17 protein-coding genes and 1 tRNA gene are annotated in these 19,196 nt (G+C 51.2%); 4 read left to right on the plus strand and 14 right to left on the minus strand.

Annotation, left to right across the window (positions count from 1 at the left end; all coding sequences use genetic code 11):
• Positions 1–54: 54 nt before the first annotated feature.
• A complete protein-coding gene (locus H9I36_RS08195) occupies positions 55–948 on the plus strand; it encodes a DMT family transporter (protein ID WP_187384867.1) in 894 nt (297 codons plus the stop codon).
• Here H9I36_RS08195 and H9I36_RS08200 read toward each other — a convergent pair.
• On the minus strand, positions 945–1,844 hold the full coding sequence (locus H9I36_RS08200) for a DUF6675 family protein (protein WP_187384868.1): 900 nt from the start codon (positions 1,842–1,844) through the stop codon (positions 945–947). The genes H9I36_RS08195 and H9I36_RS08200 overlap by 4 nt on opposite strands.
• Before the next feature lie 9 nt (positions 1,845–1,853).
• On the minus strand, positions 1,854–3,122 hold the full coding sequence (locus H9I36_RS08205; protein WP_187384869.1) for an argininosuccinate synthase: 1,269 nt from the start codon (positions 3,120–3,122) through the stop codon (positions 1,854–1,856).
• A gap of 191 nt (positions 3,123–3,313) precedes the next feature.
• On the opposite strand from H9I36_RS08205, the gene murE reads away from it, so the two are divergent.
• Positions 3,314–5,068 carry a UDP-N-acetylmuramyl-tripeptide synthetase gene (murE, locus tag H9I36_RS08210; protein ID WP_187384870.1) on the plus strand — a complete coding sequence of 585 codons (1,755 nt, stop codon included), beginning with the start codon at positions 3,314–3,316 and terminating at the stop codon, positions 5,066–5,068.
• 63 nt (positions 5,069–5,131) lie between these two features.
• On the opposite strand, the gene H9I36_RS08215 is transcribed toward murE, so the two are convergent.
• Together H9I36_RS08215 and H9I36_RS08220 are read right to left on the minus strand one after the other, a co-directional pair.
• Positions 5,132–6,865, minus strand: a complete 1,734-nt coding sequence (locus tag H9I36_RS08215; RefSeq protein WP_187384871.1) for an ABC transporter ATP-binding protein — start codon at positions 6,863–6,865, stop codon at positions 5,132–5,134.
• A gap of 12 nt (positions 6,866–6,877) precedes the next feature.
• Positions 6,878–8,635: an ABC transporter ATP-binding protein gene (locus H9I36_RS08220; RefSeq protein WP_187384872.1), complete on the minus strand. Its 1,758-nt coding sequence runs from the start codon at positions 8,633–8,635 to the stop codon at positions 6,878–6,880.
• Between the two features lie 272 nt (positions 8,636–8,907).
• Between H9I36_RS08220 and H9I36_RS08225 the strand changes: the two genes are divergently transcribed.
• Both H9I36_RS08225 and H9I36_RS08230 read left to right on the plus strand, forming a co-directional pair.
• Positions 8,908–10,203: a formylglycine-generating enzyme family protein gene (locus tag H9I36_RS08225; protein ID WP_187384873.1), complete on the plus strand. Its 1,296-nt coding sequence runs from the start codon at positions 8,908–8,910 to the stop codon at positions 10,201–10,203.
• 54 nt (positions 10,204–10,257) lie between these two features.
• On the plus strand, positions 10,258–11,373 hold the full coding sequence (locus tag H9I36_RS08230; RefSeq protein WP_187384874.1) for a D-alanine--D-alanine ligase family protein: 1,116 nt from the start codon (positions 10,258–10,260) through the stop codon (positions 11,371–11,373).
• Positions 11,374–11,382: 9 nt separating this feature from the next.
• On the opposite strand, the gene H9I36_RS08235 is transcribed toward H9I36_RS08230, so the two are convergent.
• The 10 genes from H9I36_RS08235 to H9I36_RS08280 form a co-directional block, all read right to left on the minus strand.
• Positions 11,383–12,444, minus strand: a complete 1,062-nt coding sequence (locus tag H9I36_RS08235; protein WP_255422707.1) for a Gfo/Idh/MocA family protein — start codon at positions 12,442–12,444, stop codon at positions 11,383–11,385.
• Positions 12,434–13,294, minus strand: a complete 861-nt coding sequence (gene ispH / locus H9I36_RS08240; RefSeq protein WP_187384876.1) for a 4-hydroxy-3-methylbut-2-enyl diphosphate reductase — start codon at positions 13,292–13,294, stop codon at positions 12,434–12,436. Before ispH ends, H9I36_RS08235 begins: the two co-directional genes overlap by 11 nt.
• A 201-nt stretch (positions 13,295–13,495) precedes the next feature.
• Positions 13,496–14,740: a protein translocase subunit SecF gene (gene secF, locus H9I36_RS08245; RefSeq protein ID WP_187384877.1), complete on the minus strand. Its 1,245-nt coding sequence runs from the start codon at positions 14,738–14,740 to the stop codon at positions 13,496–13,498.
• Positions 14,740–16,482: a protein translocase subunit SecD gene (secD, locus tag H9I36_RS08250; protein ID WP_187384878.1), complete on the minus strand. Its 1,743-nt coding sequence runs from the start codon at positions 16,480–16,482 to the stop codon at positions 14,740–14,742. Before secD ends, secF begins: the two co-directional genes overlap by 1 nt.
• Positions 16,483–16,497: 15 nt before the next feature.
• Positions 16,498–16,905 carry a preprotein translocase subunit YajC gene (gene yajC / locus H9I36_RS08255; protein WP_187384879.1) on the minus strand — a complete coding sequence of 136 codons (408 nt, stop codon included), beginning with the start codon at positions 16,903–16,905 and terminating at the stop codon, positions 16,498–16,500.
• Between the two features lie 126 nt (positions 16,906–17,031).
• Complete coding sequence (locus tag H9I36_RS08260; RefSeq protein WP_370586961.1) at positions 17,032–17,937, minus strand: TatD family hydrolase; 906 nt, start codon at positions 17,935–17,937, stop codon at positions 17,032–17,034.
• A tRNA-Leu gene (locus H9I36_RS08265) sits at positions 17,906–17,991 on the minus strand. The genes H9I36_RS08260 and H9I36_RS08265 overlap by 32 nt, the downstream gene beginning before the upstream one ends.
• Positions 17,992–18,111: 120 nt before the next feature.
• Positions 18,112–18,603, minus strand: a complete 492-nt coding sequence (locus H9I36_RS08270; RefSeq protein WP_187384881.1) for a hypothetical protein — start codon at positions 18,601–18,603, stop codon at positions 18,112–18,114.
• 11 nt (positions 18,604–18,614) lie between these two features.
• On the minus strand, positions 18,615–18,806 hold the full coding sequence (locus tag H9I36_RS08275) for a hypothetical protein (RefSeq protein WP_187384882.1): 192 nt from the start codon (positions 18,804–18,806) through the stop codon (positions 18,615–18,617).
• On the minus strand, positions 18,803–19,171 hold the full coding sequence (locus H9I36_RS08280) for a YraN family protein (protein WP_187384883.1): 369 nt from the start codon (positions 19,169–19,171) through the stop codon (positions 18,803–18,805). The genes H9I36_RS08275 and H9I36_RS08280 overlap by 4 nt, the downstream gene beginning before the upstream one ends.
• Between the last annotated feature and the right edge of the window lie 25 nt (positions 19,172–19,196).

Raw genomic sequence — 19,196 nt, forward strand, 5'->3', positions numbered from 1 at the left:
AACTTTACGTGATCAAGCTTTACGAATATCGTCGTTTCGGACTATAATCGATATATGTCCCAAAAATACAGCAAATCTCGCACCGCGCGAGGCGTCTTCTATATCATCTGTTCATCTTTTTGCTTTGCGCTTATGGGAATGCTTGCGCACCTTGCAGGCGACATACCCTTTATGCAAAAAGCGTTTTTCCGCAATGTCATCGCCTTTTCGATCGCATTCGCCGTATTGGCAAAAGAACAGCGTGAAGGAAAACATCCTTTCGCATTGCCGAAAGGAAGCGCTTTGTTTCTCCTCTTGCGCTGCATCGGAGGAACGATCGGCATATTCGGAAACTTCTATGCCCTCGATAAAATCAATATCGCAGACGCATCGATTCTCAACAAGATGTCGCCTTTTTTTACCGTCATCTTCAGCTTTTTCATACTCGGCGAAAAGATCATGCCCGTTCCGCTTGCAGCAATCTGTATTTCAATTGCAGGTGCGGCTCTTGTCATAAAGCCTTCGTTCGACATTGCGGCGATGCTTCCCGCCCTTGCAGGCTTTTTGGGCGGCGTCGGCGCGGGATTTGCATATACGTGCGTGCGCCGTCTAAGAATGATAAACGTAAACGGTAAACTCATCGTCGCAGCTTTTTCGCTTTTTTCATTACTCGCAGCTCTTCCGTTTTTGATCTTTCATTTTTCGCCGATGACTCCCCGTCAGCTCCTTATCATGCTCGGAGCGGGCATCGCGGCGGCAGGCGGACAGTTTTTTATAACGGCGGCTTACGGCGCAGCACCTGCCGCAAAGATCAGCATATTCGATTATTCGCAGATCGTTTTTTCATCGCTTATGGGATTTTTCGCATTCGGCCAAATACCCGACGCTTTAAGCTTTGCTGGTTACACCGTCATCATCGCAATGGCGATCGTCGTGTTCGTGTATAACAGGCGGCACAGCGATTATTAATTATTGATTTGACTGAGAAACCACGCGTAGAGCGCATCGGTGCGGCGTTTAAATGAATCGGCCAAATCCACTTTTATAAAGAGAACGGTTACCGTCTGCTTTTGCCCCGTAACGATTGCAGCGGAAGAAAAGAAAATGCCTTCTTCGAGAGGGTAAAGCGAAATGCACATTTCCATTTCCCGCTCTTTTAAGCACGTCACACCGTGATACTTCATCGGCGTCAAGTTCGTGATTTCGACGAATATTTCGGATGCGGAATCAGTGTACGTGTGGAGATACGTATTTTCGCCGAACGACGTATCTTCCTGAAACACGTAGCGCCGGTCGGAAGGGGGCACTTCGCTTGCTGCGGGATCGGCGAGCGCATTTTCCGTATGCTCGGTATCTGCAATGTAGTACGAGCGCGTAAAAAGCGTTTTCGGCTTATAGCCCGCGCGGCGCGAAATATACGTAATGCCCTTTTGCGCGGAAACGCGCCCGATCGCATTGTAGAGTGCAAGCAGCTTTTCGTCCGCGCTCATATTTTTCCACGCAGCGGGATACGGGATGAGAGCACAGGATACGACAGCAAAGCCCTGTTTGCCTTGCGGAGCCGCCGCCAATTTTTTCGCGACGGCGCTCGCAGAGGGCACGTACTTTGTCAAATCTTCCCCGCTTCCGTTGCCGAAAGAAATCACCTTTCCTCCGACAAGATCGGCCGCCGCTTTTTCGTCGAGGTTCGGAAGGACCGCCGAAAGAGTCTCAATTTTTTTCACAGCGAATTTGTGCTCCGCATCCCCGTATGTCGGGAAAATCACGGTAGACGGATCGGACATCGCTTCATCGCCTGCGTAAGCGGAAATCATGCAGAGCGATGCCGCAGCGGCGAAGATAATTTTTTTGACAATGTGTTTCATTTATATTAATTATTCCGTCGGTCGCTTTTTCAAAGAACGGCTTTTTACGACAGCCTGTCCTTTGCCCGCTTTTTGTTCCATCATCGCGCGCACGGTAAGCGGCAAACCGAAGAGCGTGATAAAGCCGTCCGCGTCGCGGTGATCGTAGAGATCGCCTGTCGTAAAGCTTGCGATGCTTTCGTTGTACAAGCTGTACGGCGAGAACGACCCCGCACCCTGCATCGTGCCCTTGTACAATTTGAGGCGCACCCAGCCGCTCACGGTCTCTTCGACTTTGTCGTTGAACGCCATGATACCGCTCATGAGAGAGGTGAACCACAAACCGTTGTAGATGAGTTCCGCCTGCTTGAGCGCGATCTGCTGCTTGTAGTGATAAGTATCGCGGTCGAGGCATAAGTGTTCAAGCTGTTCATGCGCGTAATACAAAATCGTCCCGCCCGGCGTTTCGTATACGCCCCGGCTTTTCATGCCGACGCAGCGGTTTTCGACGAGGTCGATTAGTCCGATACCGTTTTTCCCGCCGATTTTGTTGAGCGTTTCCATGAGTGAAAGCGCATCCGTCTTTTTTCCGTTGACCGCGACGGGAATACCTTTTTCGAATTCGATCTTTACGTATTCGGCTTTGTCGGGAGCCGCTTCCGGCAGCTTTGTGATTTTGAGCATGTTTTTCCAGTCGGGTTCGTTTTCCGTCTTTTCAAGTTCGAGACCCTCGTGGCTGATATGCCAAATATTTTCGTCGCAGCTGTAGGACGACGATTTTTTTACCGGAACGGGAATGCCTCTTTTTTCAAGGTATTCGATTTCGTCTTCGCGGCTTTGGAGATCCCACTTCGGATCGCGCCACGCGGCGATGACGCGGAGATCCGGCGCAAACGCTTTGATCGCAAGTTCGAAGCGGACTTGGTCATTGCCCTTTCCCGTCGCGCCGTGACAGATTGCACAGGCTTTTTCCTGCCGAGCGTATTCGACGAGAATTTTTCCGATAAGCGGACGCGCCGTCGACGTGCCGAGCAGATATCGGTCTTCGTAGAGCGCACCGCCTTTCAGCGCAGGCCAAATATATTCTTCGATATATTCTTTTCGCGCATCGACGACATAGCACGCCGAAGCGCCCGTTTTGATCGCGCGCGCTTTTACCGCTTTCCAATCATCGCCCTGTCCCAAATCGATGCAGACGGCGATAACGTCGTAATCGTAATTTTCTTTTAACCACGGAATGATGACTGTCGTATCGAGCCCGCCCGAATACGCGAGAATCACTTTGCTTTTTTTAGCCATGCGAACGCCTCTTTTCGATAAACAAATTTCTGAGGAGGATTGTACCAGCAATCGCGCACTATGGCAATCGCACGAATTCCCGATTATCGAGGACACGTGATATTTTCGCACGAATTCCCGATACCGTACGCATTCGAACAAAGTATGCGGCAATTGAAAAAGCGCATATTTATCGCTACAATCGCTGTATTATGGAAAAGCTCCTGTCACAGTTGCTGCCTTCTTTTGCGCACAAAGCGCTTGCAGCCGACGGAATCAGCCCCGTCGAAACCGTCGATATCATGAATATTCCGATCACGAATCTCGCATTCGATTCGCGCGACGTAAAAGAAGGCTCGCTTTTTTTTGCGCTTCCCGGAACGCATCGGAACGGAAACGATTTTATATCCCAAGCGCTTGAAGCGGGCGCGAATGCAGTCGTCTATCAGGGAGATATTCCTCACGAAGTTCGGCGCGAATGTGCAAACGTCATCGCACGCCGCGCTATCGAAAGCGCCGTCGGAAAAACGAAACAATATCTTCCGGCCTTTTTGCGCGTAAACGATGCGCGTTTTGCCATGGCGCCCGTTTCCGACGCTTTTTACGATTCCCCGTCAAAGCGCCTCATCGTCATAGGAGTGACGGGTACGGAAGGGAAAAGCAGTACGGTTTCGTTTATCTGGCAGCTCTTGCGCTTGTGCGGAGAAAAAGCGGGCTTTATTTCGACAGTCGAATATTCACTCGGAGGCGATGCCCTCCCCAACCCCGAACATCAGACGACGCCGGAAGCGCCGATCATCCAACATCACCTCAACGCGATGCTTGAAAACGGCTGCACTTATGCGGTTATCGAATCCTCTTCTCATGGGCTTTCCGTTTTGACGAACAGACTCGGCAATGTCCAATTCGACTGCGCGGTTTTTATGAACGTCACGCTCGAACACCTCGAATTTCACAAAACTTTCGAGCAGTACCGAAGCGATAAAGCGAATCTTTTCCGCGCACTCGACAAGTGCGACCACGTAAAAACGATCGCCGGCACTCCGATGAAAATTCCATCCATCGGAGTCGTGAACGCCGAAGATCCGTCGGCGGTCTATTGTATCAATTCGACAAAGCATCCCGTCTATGCGTTTACGACCGAAGGACAAGCGGGAAAAGCCGCAGCGGAAACGGGAGCCGACGCGGTCGCTCTTCCGCCCGTACCCGAAGGAGTCCGCTGCATGACGGCTCGGAACATCGCATCGGCGCGATTCGGCATTTCGTTTACGATCGACGCGGACGGGGAAGACGCCGTATTCCGAGCGAGCGACGATCCCGCTTTTCCGAGAAAACGTCCCGTCATCCACGTCACCGCTCCGCTTCCCGGTGCGTTCAACGCATACAATCTCATGGCGTCCCTCATCGCGGTGAGCAGCGTTACGCAAAAATCCTTTGAAGAGGTCGCGCATCACTTTCCGTCACTCACTCCCGTCAAAGGGCGCATGACGGTCATCGACAGGGGACAGCCCTTTGAACTCATCGTCGATTACGCGCACACGCCTTCGTCATTCGAAACGATATTCCCTCCGATCAGAAAAAGATGTACGGGAAGGCTTTTCGCCCTCTTCGGTTCGGGAGGAGAGCGCGATTTGACAAAGCGGCCGCTGCAGGGAGAGATTGCCGCAAAATTCTGCGACGTCATCGTGCTCGCCGATGAAGATCCGCGAGGCGAAGATCCCGTAGCGCTGCTCGAAATGATCGCAGAAGGTGCCGAAAAGCGCGGCAAAAAAAAAGGCATCGATCTCTTTATCATTCACGACAGACCGAAAGCGATCCGCGAAACTTTTAAAATGGCGGCAAGCGGAGACATCGTGCTGCTCCTCGGAAAGTCGCACGAAAATTCGATCATCTACAAGGACAAAACCCTGCCCTACGATGAAATACGCGAAGCGCTCGCCGCCCTGTCCGAACTTGGCTACGCGTAAACCACGCGCTCCGCGTTTATTAATTTTAAGAAGCAATCTTATTAATTAGTAAAATCGTCTTTGCTAAATCTTCCAGCTTACGGCGAGCTTTCGCGCATCGACGAATCGACGGTATATGCCGTTTTTTCTCATAAGCGATGCATGAGTTCCCCGTTCGGCGATTTTTCCCTTATCGACGACGACGATCTGATCCGCATCGCGCACCGTCTTCAAGCGATGCGCTATCATCAAAATCGTTTTCTTTTTCGTCAGCGCGTCGATCGCTTCCATAAGTTCTTTTTCATTTTCGGGATCGACGTTCGCGGTCGCTTCGTCGAGTACGATTATCGGAGCGTCTTTCATAATCGCACGCGCGATGGAAATACGCTGTTTTTCTCCGCCCGAAAGACTCGCCCCTCCCTCTCCGATGACCGTATCGTAGCCGTCCGGAAGAGCTGAGATAAATTCGTGGCAACACGCTTTTTTTGCCGCGGCGATAACTTTCGACATGGGCGCGTCGCTCTGCCCGAAGCGTATATTGTTCGCTATCGTATCGTGAAAGAGGTAGACGTTTTGGAACACGAAACTGAAATTTTTCATAAGGCTGTCCATGCTGTACGCTTTCACGTCTTTGCCGTCCAAAAGCACGCGCCCTTCCTGCACGTCCCAAAAGCGCGAGATAAGGCTGCACAGCGTCGTCTTTCCGCCGCCCGAAGGCCCGACAAAAGCCGTCGTCGTTTTTTCGGGAATATGCAGCGACACGCCGTCGATGATCTTTCGAGTATCGTACGAAAAGCCGATATCTTCGATATCGATATCGCATTTTTTCGGCGCAATGTCTTCACCGCTCGTATCCATCGGCTGCAAATCGAGGATGGCTTTCGCTTTATCGATACTCGCGTCGATAACGCGAAGCAGCGCGGAATAATTCCCCGCCGCATCGAGGTGCGCGTAAATCATAAACGAGCTTATGATCATAACGACAGCGACGAGCAGCTCCATAGAACCCGCGATATACAATGCTATCGAAAGCGCGCTCATCGCAACTCCGAGCGCCTTTGTGATGAAATTCTGTGCAGTCATGTAACCGATAAATTTCATCTCCATCCGAATGTTGATATCGGCGTTGCCGTCGATCGCTTTGACAAGTTTTTTCGCGGCCGCTCCGGTCAGATTGTAGGCTTTTACTTCCGCAATACCTTGAATATATTCGAGGATGCTCTCGACGAGGTCCGTATCGGCTTTCATCTTTTGCGGAGCAAGGTGCGCCGCCTGACGCTGCATAGCCCGGTTTACGAGCGAATAGAGCGCGAGGCCCAGAACGACGACGATGCCGATTCTCCGGTCGTAAAACAAAATCATCGCCGCAACAAGCACCGTATTTAAAATACCCTGCGTCGTCATCATCACCACCCGCGCGGCGATATCTCCGAGGCTTTCCATCGTATTCGTCGTCACGGATGTGATGGAGCCGAGACTGTTATTGTTAAAATAGCCCATCGGAAGATAGCGCAAGTGCTCTGCGATTTCGATCCGCTTGTCCGCACATGCCGTATAGCCCGCTTCCGTTTGCAGCATCGTCGACGTATAGCGTACGAAAAAATTGACGACCATACTGCCGAGCATGATGGCGGTAGAGGTAAAGATCGTCCGGGTCGTAAGCGAGTTTGAAACGATCGCTGAAATCATAACGGCGATCGCGGGAATTTTCATCGCGTCGCACATAGCAATGACGATACCGAGCACGACGGCTATATGGAATTTCTTTTTATTGATGCCGCCCGCAAAATCAAAAAACTTAAACAATATTTTAAACATCTGTCGTATCTCCTAGTCTTTCACTGCGCTCAAGCCGTCTTTAACCGATATGTGCGCTTCCCACATCTTCGCATACAGACCTCCGCGCGAAAGGAGTTCGCGGTGCGTCCCTTCATCGTCGAGTGTTCCGTCTTTGATAACGAAGATTTTGTCCGAGTCTTTGATCGTCGAAAGGCGGTGCGCGATGACGAGCAGCGTTTTCCCTTTTACGAGCTTTGCGACCGACGACTGGATGACCGCTTCGTTTTCGGGGTCGGTGTACGACGTCGCTTCGTCGAGGATGACGACGGGCGCGTCTTTGAGCATGGCGCGCGCGATCGCGATGCGCTGCCGCTCGCCGCCTGAAAGGTGTCCGCCTGAGTCTCCGACGATCGTATCGTAGCCGTGTTCGAGGCTTTCGATGAATTCGTGGCAGCCGCTTTTTTTCGCAGCTTCTTCGACTTCTTTATCGCTCGCGCCTTCTTTTCCGATGCGGATATTTTCGCGCACGCTTTCATTGAAAAGGTAATTATCCTGCGACACGAAGGCGATGCGTCTGTTGTACGCTTCGAGCGGAATCTTTCGGATATCGACGCCGCCTAAAGTGATGACACCCTCGCCTGCGTCCCACAAAGACGCGATGAGCTTTGCGATCGTCGATTTGCCGCTTCCCGAAGGCCCCACCAAAGCGCACACCGAACCGTCGGGGATTTCAAGACTTATGCCGTGCAGCACTTCTTTTTCGCGGTATGCGAAGCGCACGCCGTCGAGGCGGATCGCATTTCCCTCAGGTTCTTCGGTCATTTTGTCGGGACGCGAAAGTTCTTTCCGTTCGAGGATATCCGAAACTTCTCCGATAACGACGCTCACTTTTGCCATATCGTCGGTATACGACATTGCAGTGATGAGCGGCGATATCAATCCGACGCTCAAAATGATTATTTGAATAAAATCGCTCGCGGCAAGTGATCCGTTTTTAACAAAAAATCCGCCTGCGGGCAGAACAAACAAAAGCGTCGCGGGCGTGATCACCATCGTAAGCGTAAAAAATATATTGGCTCTCCTCATCCAGTCGATAAAACAGGAGGCGCCTTCTTTCGCCGCAACGACAAAGCGGTCATACGAACTTTTCACTTTGCCGAACACTTTGATAACTTCAATGCCGTTGATGTATTCGACCGCGGTATCGTTGAGCGCTTTCGTTTTGTCGATAACCCGCTTCCACGACGCTTCATAGCCTATCCACATGCATGAGCCGAAAATAATACCGATCGGAAGCGAGATGAGCGATATGAGAGCCATGCGCCAATCGATAAAAAAGAGATAGATGAGTACGCAAAGCGGTCCGAAGAGGTTTCCCGTAAACTCGGGCACGACATGCGCGAGCGTCGTTTCGATGCTGTCGATTCTTTCGACGAGCGTATTTTTGAGAGAACCAGACGGAATATCGAGCACGCTGCCGAGCGGCAATCGAGCAAGTTTATCGCAGCATCTCTTCCTGATTTCGGCGAGCACGCGGAATGTCGCTTTGTGCGAAAGAGAAGTCGACACGGCATGCAGGACGACGCGAAGTGCCCAAAACAACATTATTAAAATAAGATCCGCGGCAAAAGCGCCGAAAACGCGTGTGCACGACAAAAGTTTTTTTATGATATCGGCGATAAAAAAATACGGAGCGATACCGCATAAAACGCCGAGAGCTGCCGTAAGCACGCTCAGCGCGTAGTACATTTTCCGATCTTCCGCAAATTCCGTGATCCAAGAAACTGCGGAACGTTTTTTCTTTTCCATCAGTTACACCCTTCCTCCGCATATCGGTCTTGCGCCGGTACGCGCTCTGCAACGCCGCTTTAATTAGCTTAGGCTAACGTAAAAATTGTAGCGCATCTCGATAAAATCCGCAAGTAAGCGCTTCAAGGCGTCATAACAATATCCCGATACATAACAATATCCCGATACATAACAATATCCCGATACATAACAATATCCCGATACATAACAATATCCCGATACATAACAATATCCCGCTTGTTAATTTTTATTATATACTGTATACTGAAGCCATGAGAGAGCATATAATTCACAATATAAAGGCATATACCTTTAAGAGAGGGGCGGCGCTCATCACGGCTGCACTTATTGCAACGACACTGCTGTTTACCGCCTGCACGGACAGCTCGGACGCAAGCGGCGGAACGCCTTCAACGCCTTCAACGCCTTCAACGCCTTCAACGCCTTCAACGCCTTCAACGCCTTCAACGCCTTCAACGCCTTCAACGCCTTCAACGCCTTCAACGCCTTCAACGCCTTCAACACCTTCAACACCTTCAACGCCCTTAACACCTGCGGATGTAGGATCTTTTGAAGATGCAGGCACCTTTGTAAAAATAATACCTCCGACAACCGGCACCGAAGGCGTTACCCCTGACTACACCTTACCCGAATCAGGAAAAGCGTTTTGGAAAGGCGTATTTATTGCAGGACGAAAGGTAAAATTAAGCCCCTATGTGCTCGATAAAACTGAGGTAACGTACGAATTATGGCACAAGGTACTGACATGGGCAAAAAGTAACGGCTACACCTTTGCAAAGAAGGGAAGAGAAGGCAGTAAAGGAATCGAAGGAGCGGCTCCCACAGAAACAGGAAAAAATGAACCTGTAACAACTATAAGCTGGCGGGACTGTATTGTGTGGTGTAATGCGTATACGGAAAAAGAAAAAGGAATAGAGCACTGCGTATACCGCAAAAGCAAAACCGATACTGCGGTATTAAAAGACGCAACGAATACATCTGATTGCGATGCCGCCTATGCCGATATGAGTAAAAAAGGCTTTAGGCTGCCGACTGAAGCCGAATGGGAATATGCGGCCCGCTGGCAGGGAAATGATAGCACAAATGCGGTACAATACGGCGATGTATGGCTTACCAAACTTGACAGTGCAAGCGGAGCAAAAAAGCCGATAGGCTTTAAAGAACTGCCCTCTTTACCCGATGGAGAAACTTGGATAAGTTTACGGGATGAGCTTACGAGGGTAGCCGTATATGGCAAATGGTGGGACGGAACCGGATGGGTGTCCCAAGACACTAAGACGACTGTAGTAAAAAGCAAAGCGCCGAATGCACTTGGTTTATATGACATGTCGGGAAATGTCTTGGAATGGTGTTTTGATTGGTACAAAGAGGCGATAACAACCGGAGCGGTTACCGATCCTCAAGGTCCCGCGGAGGGCACTCGCCGTGTTGTACGCGGCGGTAGTTGGAGGCTCTACGCGTATAACTGCTCTGTAGGCATACGGAACAGCGGCGAACCTAAAGCCAGGGGCGATGCTCTCGGCTTCCGCTTGGCGTGGCGGCCGTAATTCGGTAAGCGCCAAGCCATTCCCGCGCTGCACCGAAAGTGTTATACTCACTCTATGACGATAGCACTTATTTACGGCGGAAAAAGCGGCGAACACGAAGTATCGCTCATGTCGGGTGCGGCGGTCGCGCGGCACATCGACAAAAAGCATAAAATCATTCTCATCGGCATCACAAAAGACGGACGATGGTTTTTACAGGACGATGCCGAACTCGACCGCGTGAGAGCCGACGCAAAGGCGGCGCTTAAGGTAACGGAAAAAGAAGGCGCTGAAATAAGGGTCGCACCCGGAATGAAAAATGCGGCCTTTTCGGCAGGCGGCAAATCATTCAACATCGACGTCGCGTTCGCAGTCCTTCACGGTACGAACGGCGAAGACGGCACCGTTCAGGGACTCTTCGAAACGGCGGACATCCCCTATGTCGGCTGCTCCGTCGCATCGAGCGCGCTCACGATGGATAAAGAAAAAACAAAGGTCGTCCTTCAGGCGGCGGGCATTCCCGTCGTCCCCTACGTTACGATTCGAAGAGCGGATGTCCTCGATTCGCGCGCGTACGATGCGCTCGTAGAAAAAGCCGTCAGTACGCTCGGCTTTCCGCTTTTTGTAAAGCCATCCGCGGCGGGCTCTTCGAACGGAGCGGCGAAAGCGGAAAACGCAAAGGCGCTTTCACTCGCACTCGCGGACGCTTTTTTGTGGGACGATAAAGTGCTCATCGAAAAGGCGATAAACGCCCGAGAACTCGAATGCGCCGTCACCGGCAATACGACGGCAGCGGAAGGCGTGCGCGAAAGCGTTAGCGTATACGGACCGGGTGAAATCGTTTTGACGCACGAGTTTTACGATTACAACGCAAAATACAAAGACAGCGACGGCGTTCGCATACCGGCGGACATAAGCGAAAGCCTCCGCGAAAAAATCAGAAACACCGCACTGAACGCATACAAAATCGTCGACGCATCGGGTTTGAGCCGTATCGATTTTTTTCTCGACAAAGACTCGGGCGAAATCTATCTCAACGAAATCAATTCGATGCCGGGCTTTACGGCTATCAGCATGTTTCCGAAAGCCTGCGAAAGCGAAGGCTTGAGTTTTACCTGCCTCACCGAATTGCTGATCGAAGAAGCGATCCTCCGCCGGAAAGAGCGAAGCGTTTTGAAAACATCGCGCTGAGCATACATCTCATGTGCCGAGTTCCGCACGGATCCGCTCGAGGATGTCGAGAGTCTGCAATCCGTCTTCAAGCGTCGATTTGAGCGGAGCCATTCCGTCGAGGAAATCGACGCAGCTTTTCACCATATTCGAAAAGCAGCGTGTCTTTTTCGGCGCGGAAACTTTTTTATCTTCGGCAAGCGAATAAAATCCCGTGTACAGCTTCGCCTTTTCGCGCCGGTAAAATTTCGCGTAACCGTTTCCGATCGCGACGGCCCCTTCGGTTCCGAGTATGTCGACACCGAACGAAAAAAAACGCGAGCGCCCGCTCATCGTAAGCGTGATGTCGGAACAGACATCGGATGCAAAATGCGCGGAGAGATTTTGCACGACCGAAGGATCGCTTTCATCGCGATGTATTCCCGTAATCGACATATTGTACAGTATGCTCCGCCTCCTCTCCGTATCCGCGACGTTCGGATCGCCTGCCAGCAAATACTGCACGATATCGACGAGGTGCGTGCCGTCGTGAAAGAGACTGTATTCGCCGGAGGCTTCGTATTTTTTTCCGTAGACGCGAAGACCGGAGCAGAGTTCGGCACGCACGCGCTGGAGAGCGCCGATTTTTTTTATGTAGGATTTTGCTGCCGCATAATCGTCGGCAAAACGCCGCTCGTGATTTACGAGTACGGGTACGCCGTATTTTTTCGCTTCGTCCGCGATCGCAAGTCCGTCTTTCACGGAGAGCGCGACGGGCTTTTCCAAAATTATTAATTTCGGCTTAGTCCGTATCGCTTCGAGCGCTACTTCCAAATGCGCGCTTTCGTTGACCGCAACGACGACGATATCGGGACTGCATGCGGCAAAGAGATAGCTTGTCGTATGATAAGACGCCGCCCCCTTGCAGTACCGTTTCCACGCCGCAAGTTTTTCGGCATCGGTGTCGCAGCCCGCGATGATGCGTATGCGGGGATTTTTGAGGAGAGATGCCGTGTGGCTTGCCGGCTGTTCGCGCTTTTTATCGAAACCGAGCGTAAAACCGATCCTCCCCGTGCCGATTATAGCCGCAGTATATTTTTTTTTACTGCGCATCTTTGCACCCCGTAAGAGAAGCTTCGACTTCATCGATTATGTAATCGGGCGTACTCGCTCCGGCGGTAATGCCGACCCTTTTCATTTTAAAATAATCGCTCGGAATCTCATCCGCCGTTTCAATCAAATCGGCGCGGCACGATTGTGCTCTTGCGGCAAGCAAAAGCCGCTTCGTATTCGCGCTGTTTTTTCCGCCGACAACGAGTACGCCGTCCACGTTCGGACAGAGCTTTAAAAGCGCATCCTGCCTTGCTTTCGTCGCAGGGCAAATCGTATTTATGACGGTGAGCGAGGGACACTTTCGTTTTAACAATTCCGCAATTTTTTCGAATTCCGTTTTGCTGAACGTCGTCTGAGAAAGGAGCACCGCTTTTTCATTTTCCGAAAGCGGGAGAATCTCGGCTTCTTCCGCGCTTTGCACGAGCACGAAACGCTCTTTCGCATAGCCCGCAATGCCTGCCACTTCGCCGTGTTTTTCATCGCCCGCAAACACTACCGTGCAGCCTTTTTGCGCGGAAGAGGCGGCAAGTTTTTGGCTTTCGGTAACGCGGGTACAGGTCGCATCGACGACCGTACAGTTCCGCCTTTGAAGCGTTTCGATCGTTTCAGGCGGCACGCCGTGCGCGCGGATGATGACGACGCTGCCGCATTCGGCTTTTTCGGCATCGTTTTCGCCGAGCACCGAAAGCCCCTGCTTTTCAAGCGCTTCGAGGGCGAGACGATTGTGGATGAGCGGACCGAGCGTATATACTTTTTTTCCGGGATTGTCCGAAAGCGCCTTTTGCGCCGCATCGAGGGCATGGCGCACACCGAAACAACAGCCGAGGACATCGGAGCGGATGACAGTCATAGAGGCAGTATAGCTTGAACGGCGAATTTAGTACACCGCACGCACAAAAACAAATGACGCGATAAGGAAATTTCGACTGCAGGTTTTTAGCGTCGCGCGAGATACACAGTATAAATAACCGTCTCACGCATCCAATCGTCATAAAAAAAATACCGCGCATTCCCGCGCGGTATTTTTCAAAACTGTATCAATAAAATGCGCTTACACGCTTACTCCGACGTCGAACACGCCTTTTTGGAGTTTCAGCGAATGGTGAATGCCGTATTCGGGCTTCCAACTTTTTCGCGTCGCGGCAATAAATCCGCTCGAAATAAATATGGACGAATAACAGCCGCTGACAAGTCCTACAAGAAGTGCGAGCGCAAAGTTTTTGATATCGCCCTGCGTAAACACGTAGAGGGATGCCGCAGCAAACATCGTCGTCACCGTCGTGATGATAGAACGGCTCAGCGTATCGGTGAGCGCCTGATCGATAATGTCGGTAAATTTTTTCGTGTCCCGCATGATCGGCAAAAGCGCGCGTTCACGGTCGAGGATAACGATCGTCGCGTTGATCGAATAACCGACAATCGTCAAAATCGCCGCTACCGTCATCGTCGAAAATTCCATCTGCGACCACACGATAAACGTTATCATGATAAGCGAGTCGTGGATGAGCGCGAGCACGGAGCCGAGCGCGAAATCCCAGTGAAAGCGGATCGTCGCATACAGCCATATAAGCACGATAGCAAAGGCAAGCACGATGATCGACTGCACTGCAATCGCGCGCGAAAAATTCGAACCGATAAAATCGGTACGGACGACGACTACGTTGTCATTTCCGAATTTGTTTTTCAGATTCGTCAAAACCGTATTTTGCAGATCGGCGCTCGATTTTCCGTCGCCCTTATCGGCCATGCGGATTTGAAAACTCGCCGCTTCTCCCGCACCGAGCTGCTGAATCGAAATGCCTTCGACCGACGAAAGCGCTTCGCGCACTTGCGAAACGGCGACATCGATTTTTCCGGCGGAATACAAACGGTACGGAGTCGACGAAAGCTTGTTCGACGCGTTCGTATCGACGAACAAATCCGCCGTCGAAGAAGATGCGTTCGAATTGACTTGCGCGCGGATTCCGTCGATCGCATTGAGGTGAGATGCGAGATCGGAAACCGTTCGGTTTGCGGCAAACGAAAGCTTTTCTGTTTTGTTTTCCGAACCCGTTCCGCTTATGACGACATCGATCCCCTCACCGCTCATGTCGAGGCTGACGTTCGCGCTGCCGGAATAACTCACGTCCAAAACGGCGGGCGCAATGCGCACTTCTTCGAGCAAACCGGGACGATAGTCGAGACCGAAATTGATGCCGCGTATAAAAAATCCCGCAATGCCCGAAACGATGATCGCCGCGCTGATGACCGCACACGGAAGGAAACCTTTGCTGAAATGTATCGTCTTTCGCGTCATTATTTTACCCTCCAGCTGATGCTCACGGTATTTTTGCGGAACACGTCGGTATTGAAATCGAACATGAGGTGCGATACGAACAAGGCGGTAAATACCGAAGAGACGACACCGATCGCCAAGCTGACCGCAAAGCCCTGAATCGCGCCGCTGCCGAGCTGAGACAGGAACATCGCCGCGATAAAGGTCGTAATATTCGAGTCCATGATCGCCCAAAACGCATTGCGGAAACCTGCGGCGATCGCAGCCGTACGTCCTTTGCCGTCGGAAAGCTCTTCTTTGATGCGCTCGAAAATGATAACGTTCGCATCGACCGCCATACCGATGGTCAAAATCATACCGGCGATGCTCGAAAGGGTAATCGTCATATTGAACGCCGAGAGCACCGAAAACATGATGTAGAGGTTGAGAATCTGCGCGACGCACGCGTTCACGCCCGCACCTTTATAGTAGACGAGCATAAAAAACATGATTGCGCCGAGACCGACCAACACTGCGATGATGCCCATCCGCTTCGCCTTCTGCCCGAGAGAGGCGCCGATGACTTGCTGGCTTTCGACCGAAAGCGGCACGGAAAGCCACGCCGTCTGCAGCACTTTTTGCAGCGTCTGAGCTTCTTCGAGATTGAAACCCGTTATCGCAACGCGGCCGCCGGTGATCGCGTCGTTGATTGTCGCCGCCGAGCGGATTCTGTTGTCGTTTACGATGGCAAGCCGCTCGCCGACGTGAGCCGATGTAAACTCGCCGAAAATCACGGCACCGTCGCCGTCAAGCACGAAATCGACTTCGGGGCGGTTCGTTAAATTGCTCGAACCGACTTCCGCCGATTTGATATGCCGACCGTCGAGCGCGATTTCTTTTTTTACTGCAAGCCAGCCGATCCGGTCTTCAAGACCGTAGTCGTCGTTTTGATAAAGACCGAGCACTTCACAGTCGGCGGGCACGACGGAAGCGTCAAGCAGCGTACCGTCTGAAGCGAAGACGTTTCCGGGATTTTGCAGATAATAATTATTAAACGCCTGAGTTGCCGCATCGTCGACGAGACGGAAATTCAAAATGCCCTTTCCCATGATGATCGTATTGATCGCATCCGCTTCAGCCGCTCCCGGTATTTCGATATAGATGCGGTCTTCACCCTGCTGACGGATCACCGGAGACGTAAGACCGAAGCGGTCGATCCTGCTCGAAAGCGAGTCGATCGCCTGCTGCATCGCGTTCGCTTTGAGCGTCGCGCTCGATTCGGCCGTATCGGCACCTTCCTGATTTTTTACGGCGGCGTTCAAATCGGCTTTGACGATGATGTTCATACCGCCGGACAGATCGAGTCCGAGCTTTACCGAATTTTGATATTGCTTTTTCGCTTTTAAAATGGCGTCGCGGTAGCGGGCCTGCACCGCCTCTCGAAATTCCTGTTCGCTCGAAAATGCGTTGAGCACCGCGCTTTTCGTCAAAGGTGACGGCACTTTCGCACCCATATTTTTATAGTTCCGCGCGACGATCTTTTTTATCCAGCCGTAGGATTCGTCGAGCTGAGCGTTCGGATCTTTTCGCGCCGCATCCGTAAAGGCCTTTACGTCGTCGGACGCTTTTACGGTCGCGTAATCTTTAATGCTCTGCAGCGAACCGAGTGCGAGCGCTTTCATCTCTTTCGGCGTGCCGTAGTACCAGCTGATCGACGGCCACAAAAAAGCGAAACAAACGGCAAGCACCGCAAGCAGGATTACAAAACGAGTACGTTTATTCATGCTGACAGCTCCGTTTTATTTCTTTTCCTCTGAAGGTTTTTCCGAAGATTTTTCCGCATCGGCGTCGGAAGATTTTTTCGCGTCTTTTGCAGGAGCTTCGGGATTTTCTATTGCGGCGATAGCGCTCCGCGTAAATTTGATCTTTGTCGCATCGTCCACTTTCACGATGACGTTTTTTTCATCAACCGAAGAAACGACGCCGTGAATGCCGCCTATCGTAACGACTTTATCGCCTTTTTTCAGCGCGTCGAGCATTTTCTGCGTTTCTTTTTGTTTTTTGCTCTGCGGGCGGATAAGGAAAAAATAGAAAATAACGACGAGCAGCACCATCATCACGATCGATGACATAAAACCGCCGGTTGTCGACGCACCGCCGGCCGCTCCGCCTTCGGCTGCGCCCATTAAAAAAGGAATAAACGACATTGTATAGCCCCTTCATTTTATTAAAATTTGACAAAAATGCCAGTTTTATGAGCATATCACGAGAGAAGTCGGCGCGTCAAGAGCGATGAAATGCGACAAATACGCTGTGCGCGATGCCGTCCCGCGCTATCGTTCGAACGCAAAGAGGCGGCGGCAGTTTTCATCGACGGTTTCGCTCAGCGTTTCGGGACTTACATTTCGCGCTTTTGCGATATAACGGTAAACGTGTTCGACAAAGAGCGGCGTATTCGTTTTGCCGCGGTACGGAACGGGAGCGAGGTACGGGGAATCGGTTTCGCAGAGGATCCTGTCCGAGGGAATGTAGTTCAAAAGCTTTTGCATTTCGTCCGCGTTGCCGCGCTTTGCGTACGTAACCGAACCGCTGAAACTGATGTGCCAGCCGCAGTCGAGAAAGGCGCGCGCTTCTTCGATGCCGTACGAAAAACAGTGGATGATCCCTCTGTCGTATTTCGAATTTTTTATGCATCGATACGTATCTTCAAAACCGTCGCGGCTGTGTACGACGACCGGCACATTGAGTTTTTTTGCAAGGGCGATCTGCATTTCAAAAAGCTCGCACTCCCCTTCCCTCATCGCCCGATCGGAATCGCTTTCACATTTTCCGTCGGCGGCCGGATTCCAATGCCGGTCGATGCCGCACTCTCCGACAGCCGCTATTTTTTCAGGAAAGGAAGCGATATCTTTTTCAAGCGCTTCGACAAATTCTTTTCGATGAACAATCGCATCGGGAGAGGGCCACAAGCCCGCAGTGTAATGCAGCATGCGCCGGACATTTTTTTGCAGTTCTCCGCTTACGAGCGAAAGCGCTTTTTCCAATGCGGCTTTGCGCGCAGACAAATCGCCGCTTTCCGTGCCGATATCGAGCGCAAAAAAACAATTGCGCTTTGCCATTTCGGAAAGGATTTCCGCGCCGTCGCCGCCTGTGCGTTCGCACATCTTGAAAAAATGAAAATGAGTATCCGAAAACATAAAGATTTTTTGCCAGGAACCGGAATCGAACCGGCACGGCATTTAACTGCCGAGGGATTTTAAGTCCCTTGTGTCTACCAATTCCACCATCCTGGCGACACATACATTACACTATAACTTGTATGTCGGTTTTTGTAAATAACTCGATGCGGCGTTTTGATACGACGATATCGAGGACAGGTGATATTTTGTAACTCGGTGCGGCGCTTGTACGCGCTAGACTTGGCTGTAGAGGCTGCTCAGTTCGCTTCGCCACGGAAGTTTTGCGTCGCGTCCTTCCCACTCTATCGTTTTAATAATTTTAAATGATTTTACGTCGCGCGGATCTTCGTAGCGCAAAAGCGCAAAGCGTCCCTGACCGATATATGCGATCCTTTCGTTTTCACCGAGCGTTTCCGTTTTATTCAGCTGCTCCAAAATGCAATCGAAGTGCGCCGGATTTCCCGACGCTTTATCGATGACGGCGCTTGCCATATCTTCGATATCTTTTCCGCATACGGGACACACGACGCGGCGCTGCTTGAGTTCACGGATCGCTTCGTCTTTTTTCTTTTGATCGGCTATATTGTCATAGAGATGGCGCTGAATAGCAGCCTCTCGAATTTTCACATTTTTATCATCGGCCTGTTTGCCGCCGGTGCGCGCGTTTTGCGTATTTTGATTTTTCCAATCCCGCCTGCCGCGTCCCCGCTTTGCATTCTTTCCCATGGTGTCTCCCGTTATTCCATGAACAGCGGATCGTCTTCAGGATTTTCAATCAATTTTTTGCTGATAACCTGAGCGATCCTCTGTACGGCCGTATCGATATACTCCGCGTCCCGAATCATTTCCCGCAGCGCGAGCAGGCGGGGCGGTATATCCGCTTTTTGTTTTTCGAGAACGAGAGTAGTTGTTTTCAGACCGGAAATCATACAAGCTCCGAAAAAGCGTTTTCAATGTGATATACGGCCGGCAAAGACGGCATATCCACAACAATCACATCGTATCTGATATAGTACTTACTATATTGTCGATTGTTTGAGAGAAAACGTTTAGACGTTTCTATAATTTTTTTTTGTTTCCGGCCGTCGAGTACGTGCGAAAGCATATCGGCGTTTCCGTTCGGAAGCGTCTTCACTTCGGCAAAAACGAGCACGTCGTTCGACAAAGCTATTATATCGATTTCGCCGCTTTTTGTCTGCCAATTCCGCGCCACGATCGAATAACCTTTTTCGGTCAAATAACGCGCAGCTTTTTCTTCTCCGGCTTTTCCGATCGATTTTTTTGAATCGCTCACAGGAAGATCGAACCCGCTTCGAACG

Origin of the sequence: Treponema sp. Marseille-Q4130 (assembly GCF_014334325.1) — a bacterium.
GTDB lineage: Bacteria > Spirochaetota > Spirochaetia > Treponematales > Treponemataceae > Treponema_D.

Excerpts from the sequence above, each read along its gene's own strand:
- secD (WP_187384878.1), bottom strand. The coding sequence starts at position 16,482 with ATGAATAAACGTACTCGTTTTGTAATCCTGCTTGCGGTGCTTGCCGTT.
- ispH (WP_187384876.1), bottom strand. The coding sequence starts at position 13,294 with ATGACTGTCATCCGCTCCGATGTCCTCGGCTGTTGTTTCGGTGTGCGC.
- H9I36_RS08215 (WP_187384871.1), bottom strand. The coding sequence starts at position 6,865 with ATGTTTAAAATATTGTTTAAGTTTTTTGATTTTGCGGGCGGCATCAAT.
- H9I36_RS08200 (WP_187384868.1), bottom strand. The coding sequence starts at position 1,844 with ATGAAACACATTGTCAAAAAAATTATCTTCGCCGCTGCGGCATCGCTC.
- H9I36_RS08220 (WP_187384872.1), bottom strand. The coding sequence starts at position 8,635 with ATGGAAAAGAAAAAACGTTCCGCAGTTTCTTGGATCACGGAATTTGCG.
- H9I36_RS08235 (WP_255422707.1), bottom strand. The coding sequence starts at position 12,444 with ATGCGCAGTAAAAAAAAATATACTGCGGCTATAATCGGCACGGGGAGG.
- H9I36_RS08260 (WP_370586961.1), bottom strand. The coding sequence starts at position 17,937 with ATGCCGTGCCGGTTCGATTCCGGTTCCTGGCAAAAAATCTTTATGTTT.
- H9I36_RS08225 (WP_187384873.1), top strand. The coding sequence starts at position 8,908 with ATGAGAGAGCATATAATTCACAATATAAAGGCATATACCTTTAAGAGA.
- yajC (WP_187384879.1), bottom strand. The coding sequence starts at position 16,905 with ATGTCGTTTATTCCTTTTTTAATGGGCGCAGCCGAAGGCGGAGCGGCC.
- secF (WP_187384877.1), bottom strand. The coding sequence starts at position 14,740 with ATGACGCGAAAGACGATACATTTCAGCAAAGGTTTCCTTCCGTGTGCG.
- H9I36_RS08275 (WP_187384882.1), bottom strand. The coding sequence starts at position 18,806 with ATGATTTCCGGTCTGAAAACAACTACTCTCGTTCTCGAAAAACAAAAA.
- H9I36_RS08205 (WP_187384869.1), bottom strand. The coding sequence starts at position 3,122 with ATGGCTAAAAAAAGCAAAGTGATTCTCGCGTATTCGGGCGGGCTCGAT.
- H9I36_RS08270 (WP_187384881.1), bottom strand. The coding sequence starts at position 18,603 with ATGGGAAAGAATGCAAAGCGGGGACGCGGCAGGCGGGATTGGAAAAAT.
- H9I36_RS08230 (WP_187384874.1), top strand. The coding sequence starts at position 10,258 with ATGACGATAGCACTTATTTACGGCGGAAAAAGCGGCGAACACGAAGTA.
- murE (WP_187384870.1), top strand. The coding sequence starts at position 3,314 with ATGGAAAAGCTCCTGTCACAGTTGCTGCCTTCTTTTGCGCACAAAGCG.
- H9I36_RS08195 (WP_187384867.1), top strand. The coding sequence starts at position 55 with ATGTCCCAAAAATACAGCAAATCTCGCACCGCGCGAGGCGTCTTCTAT.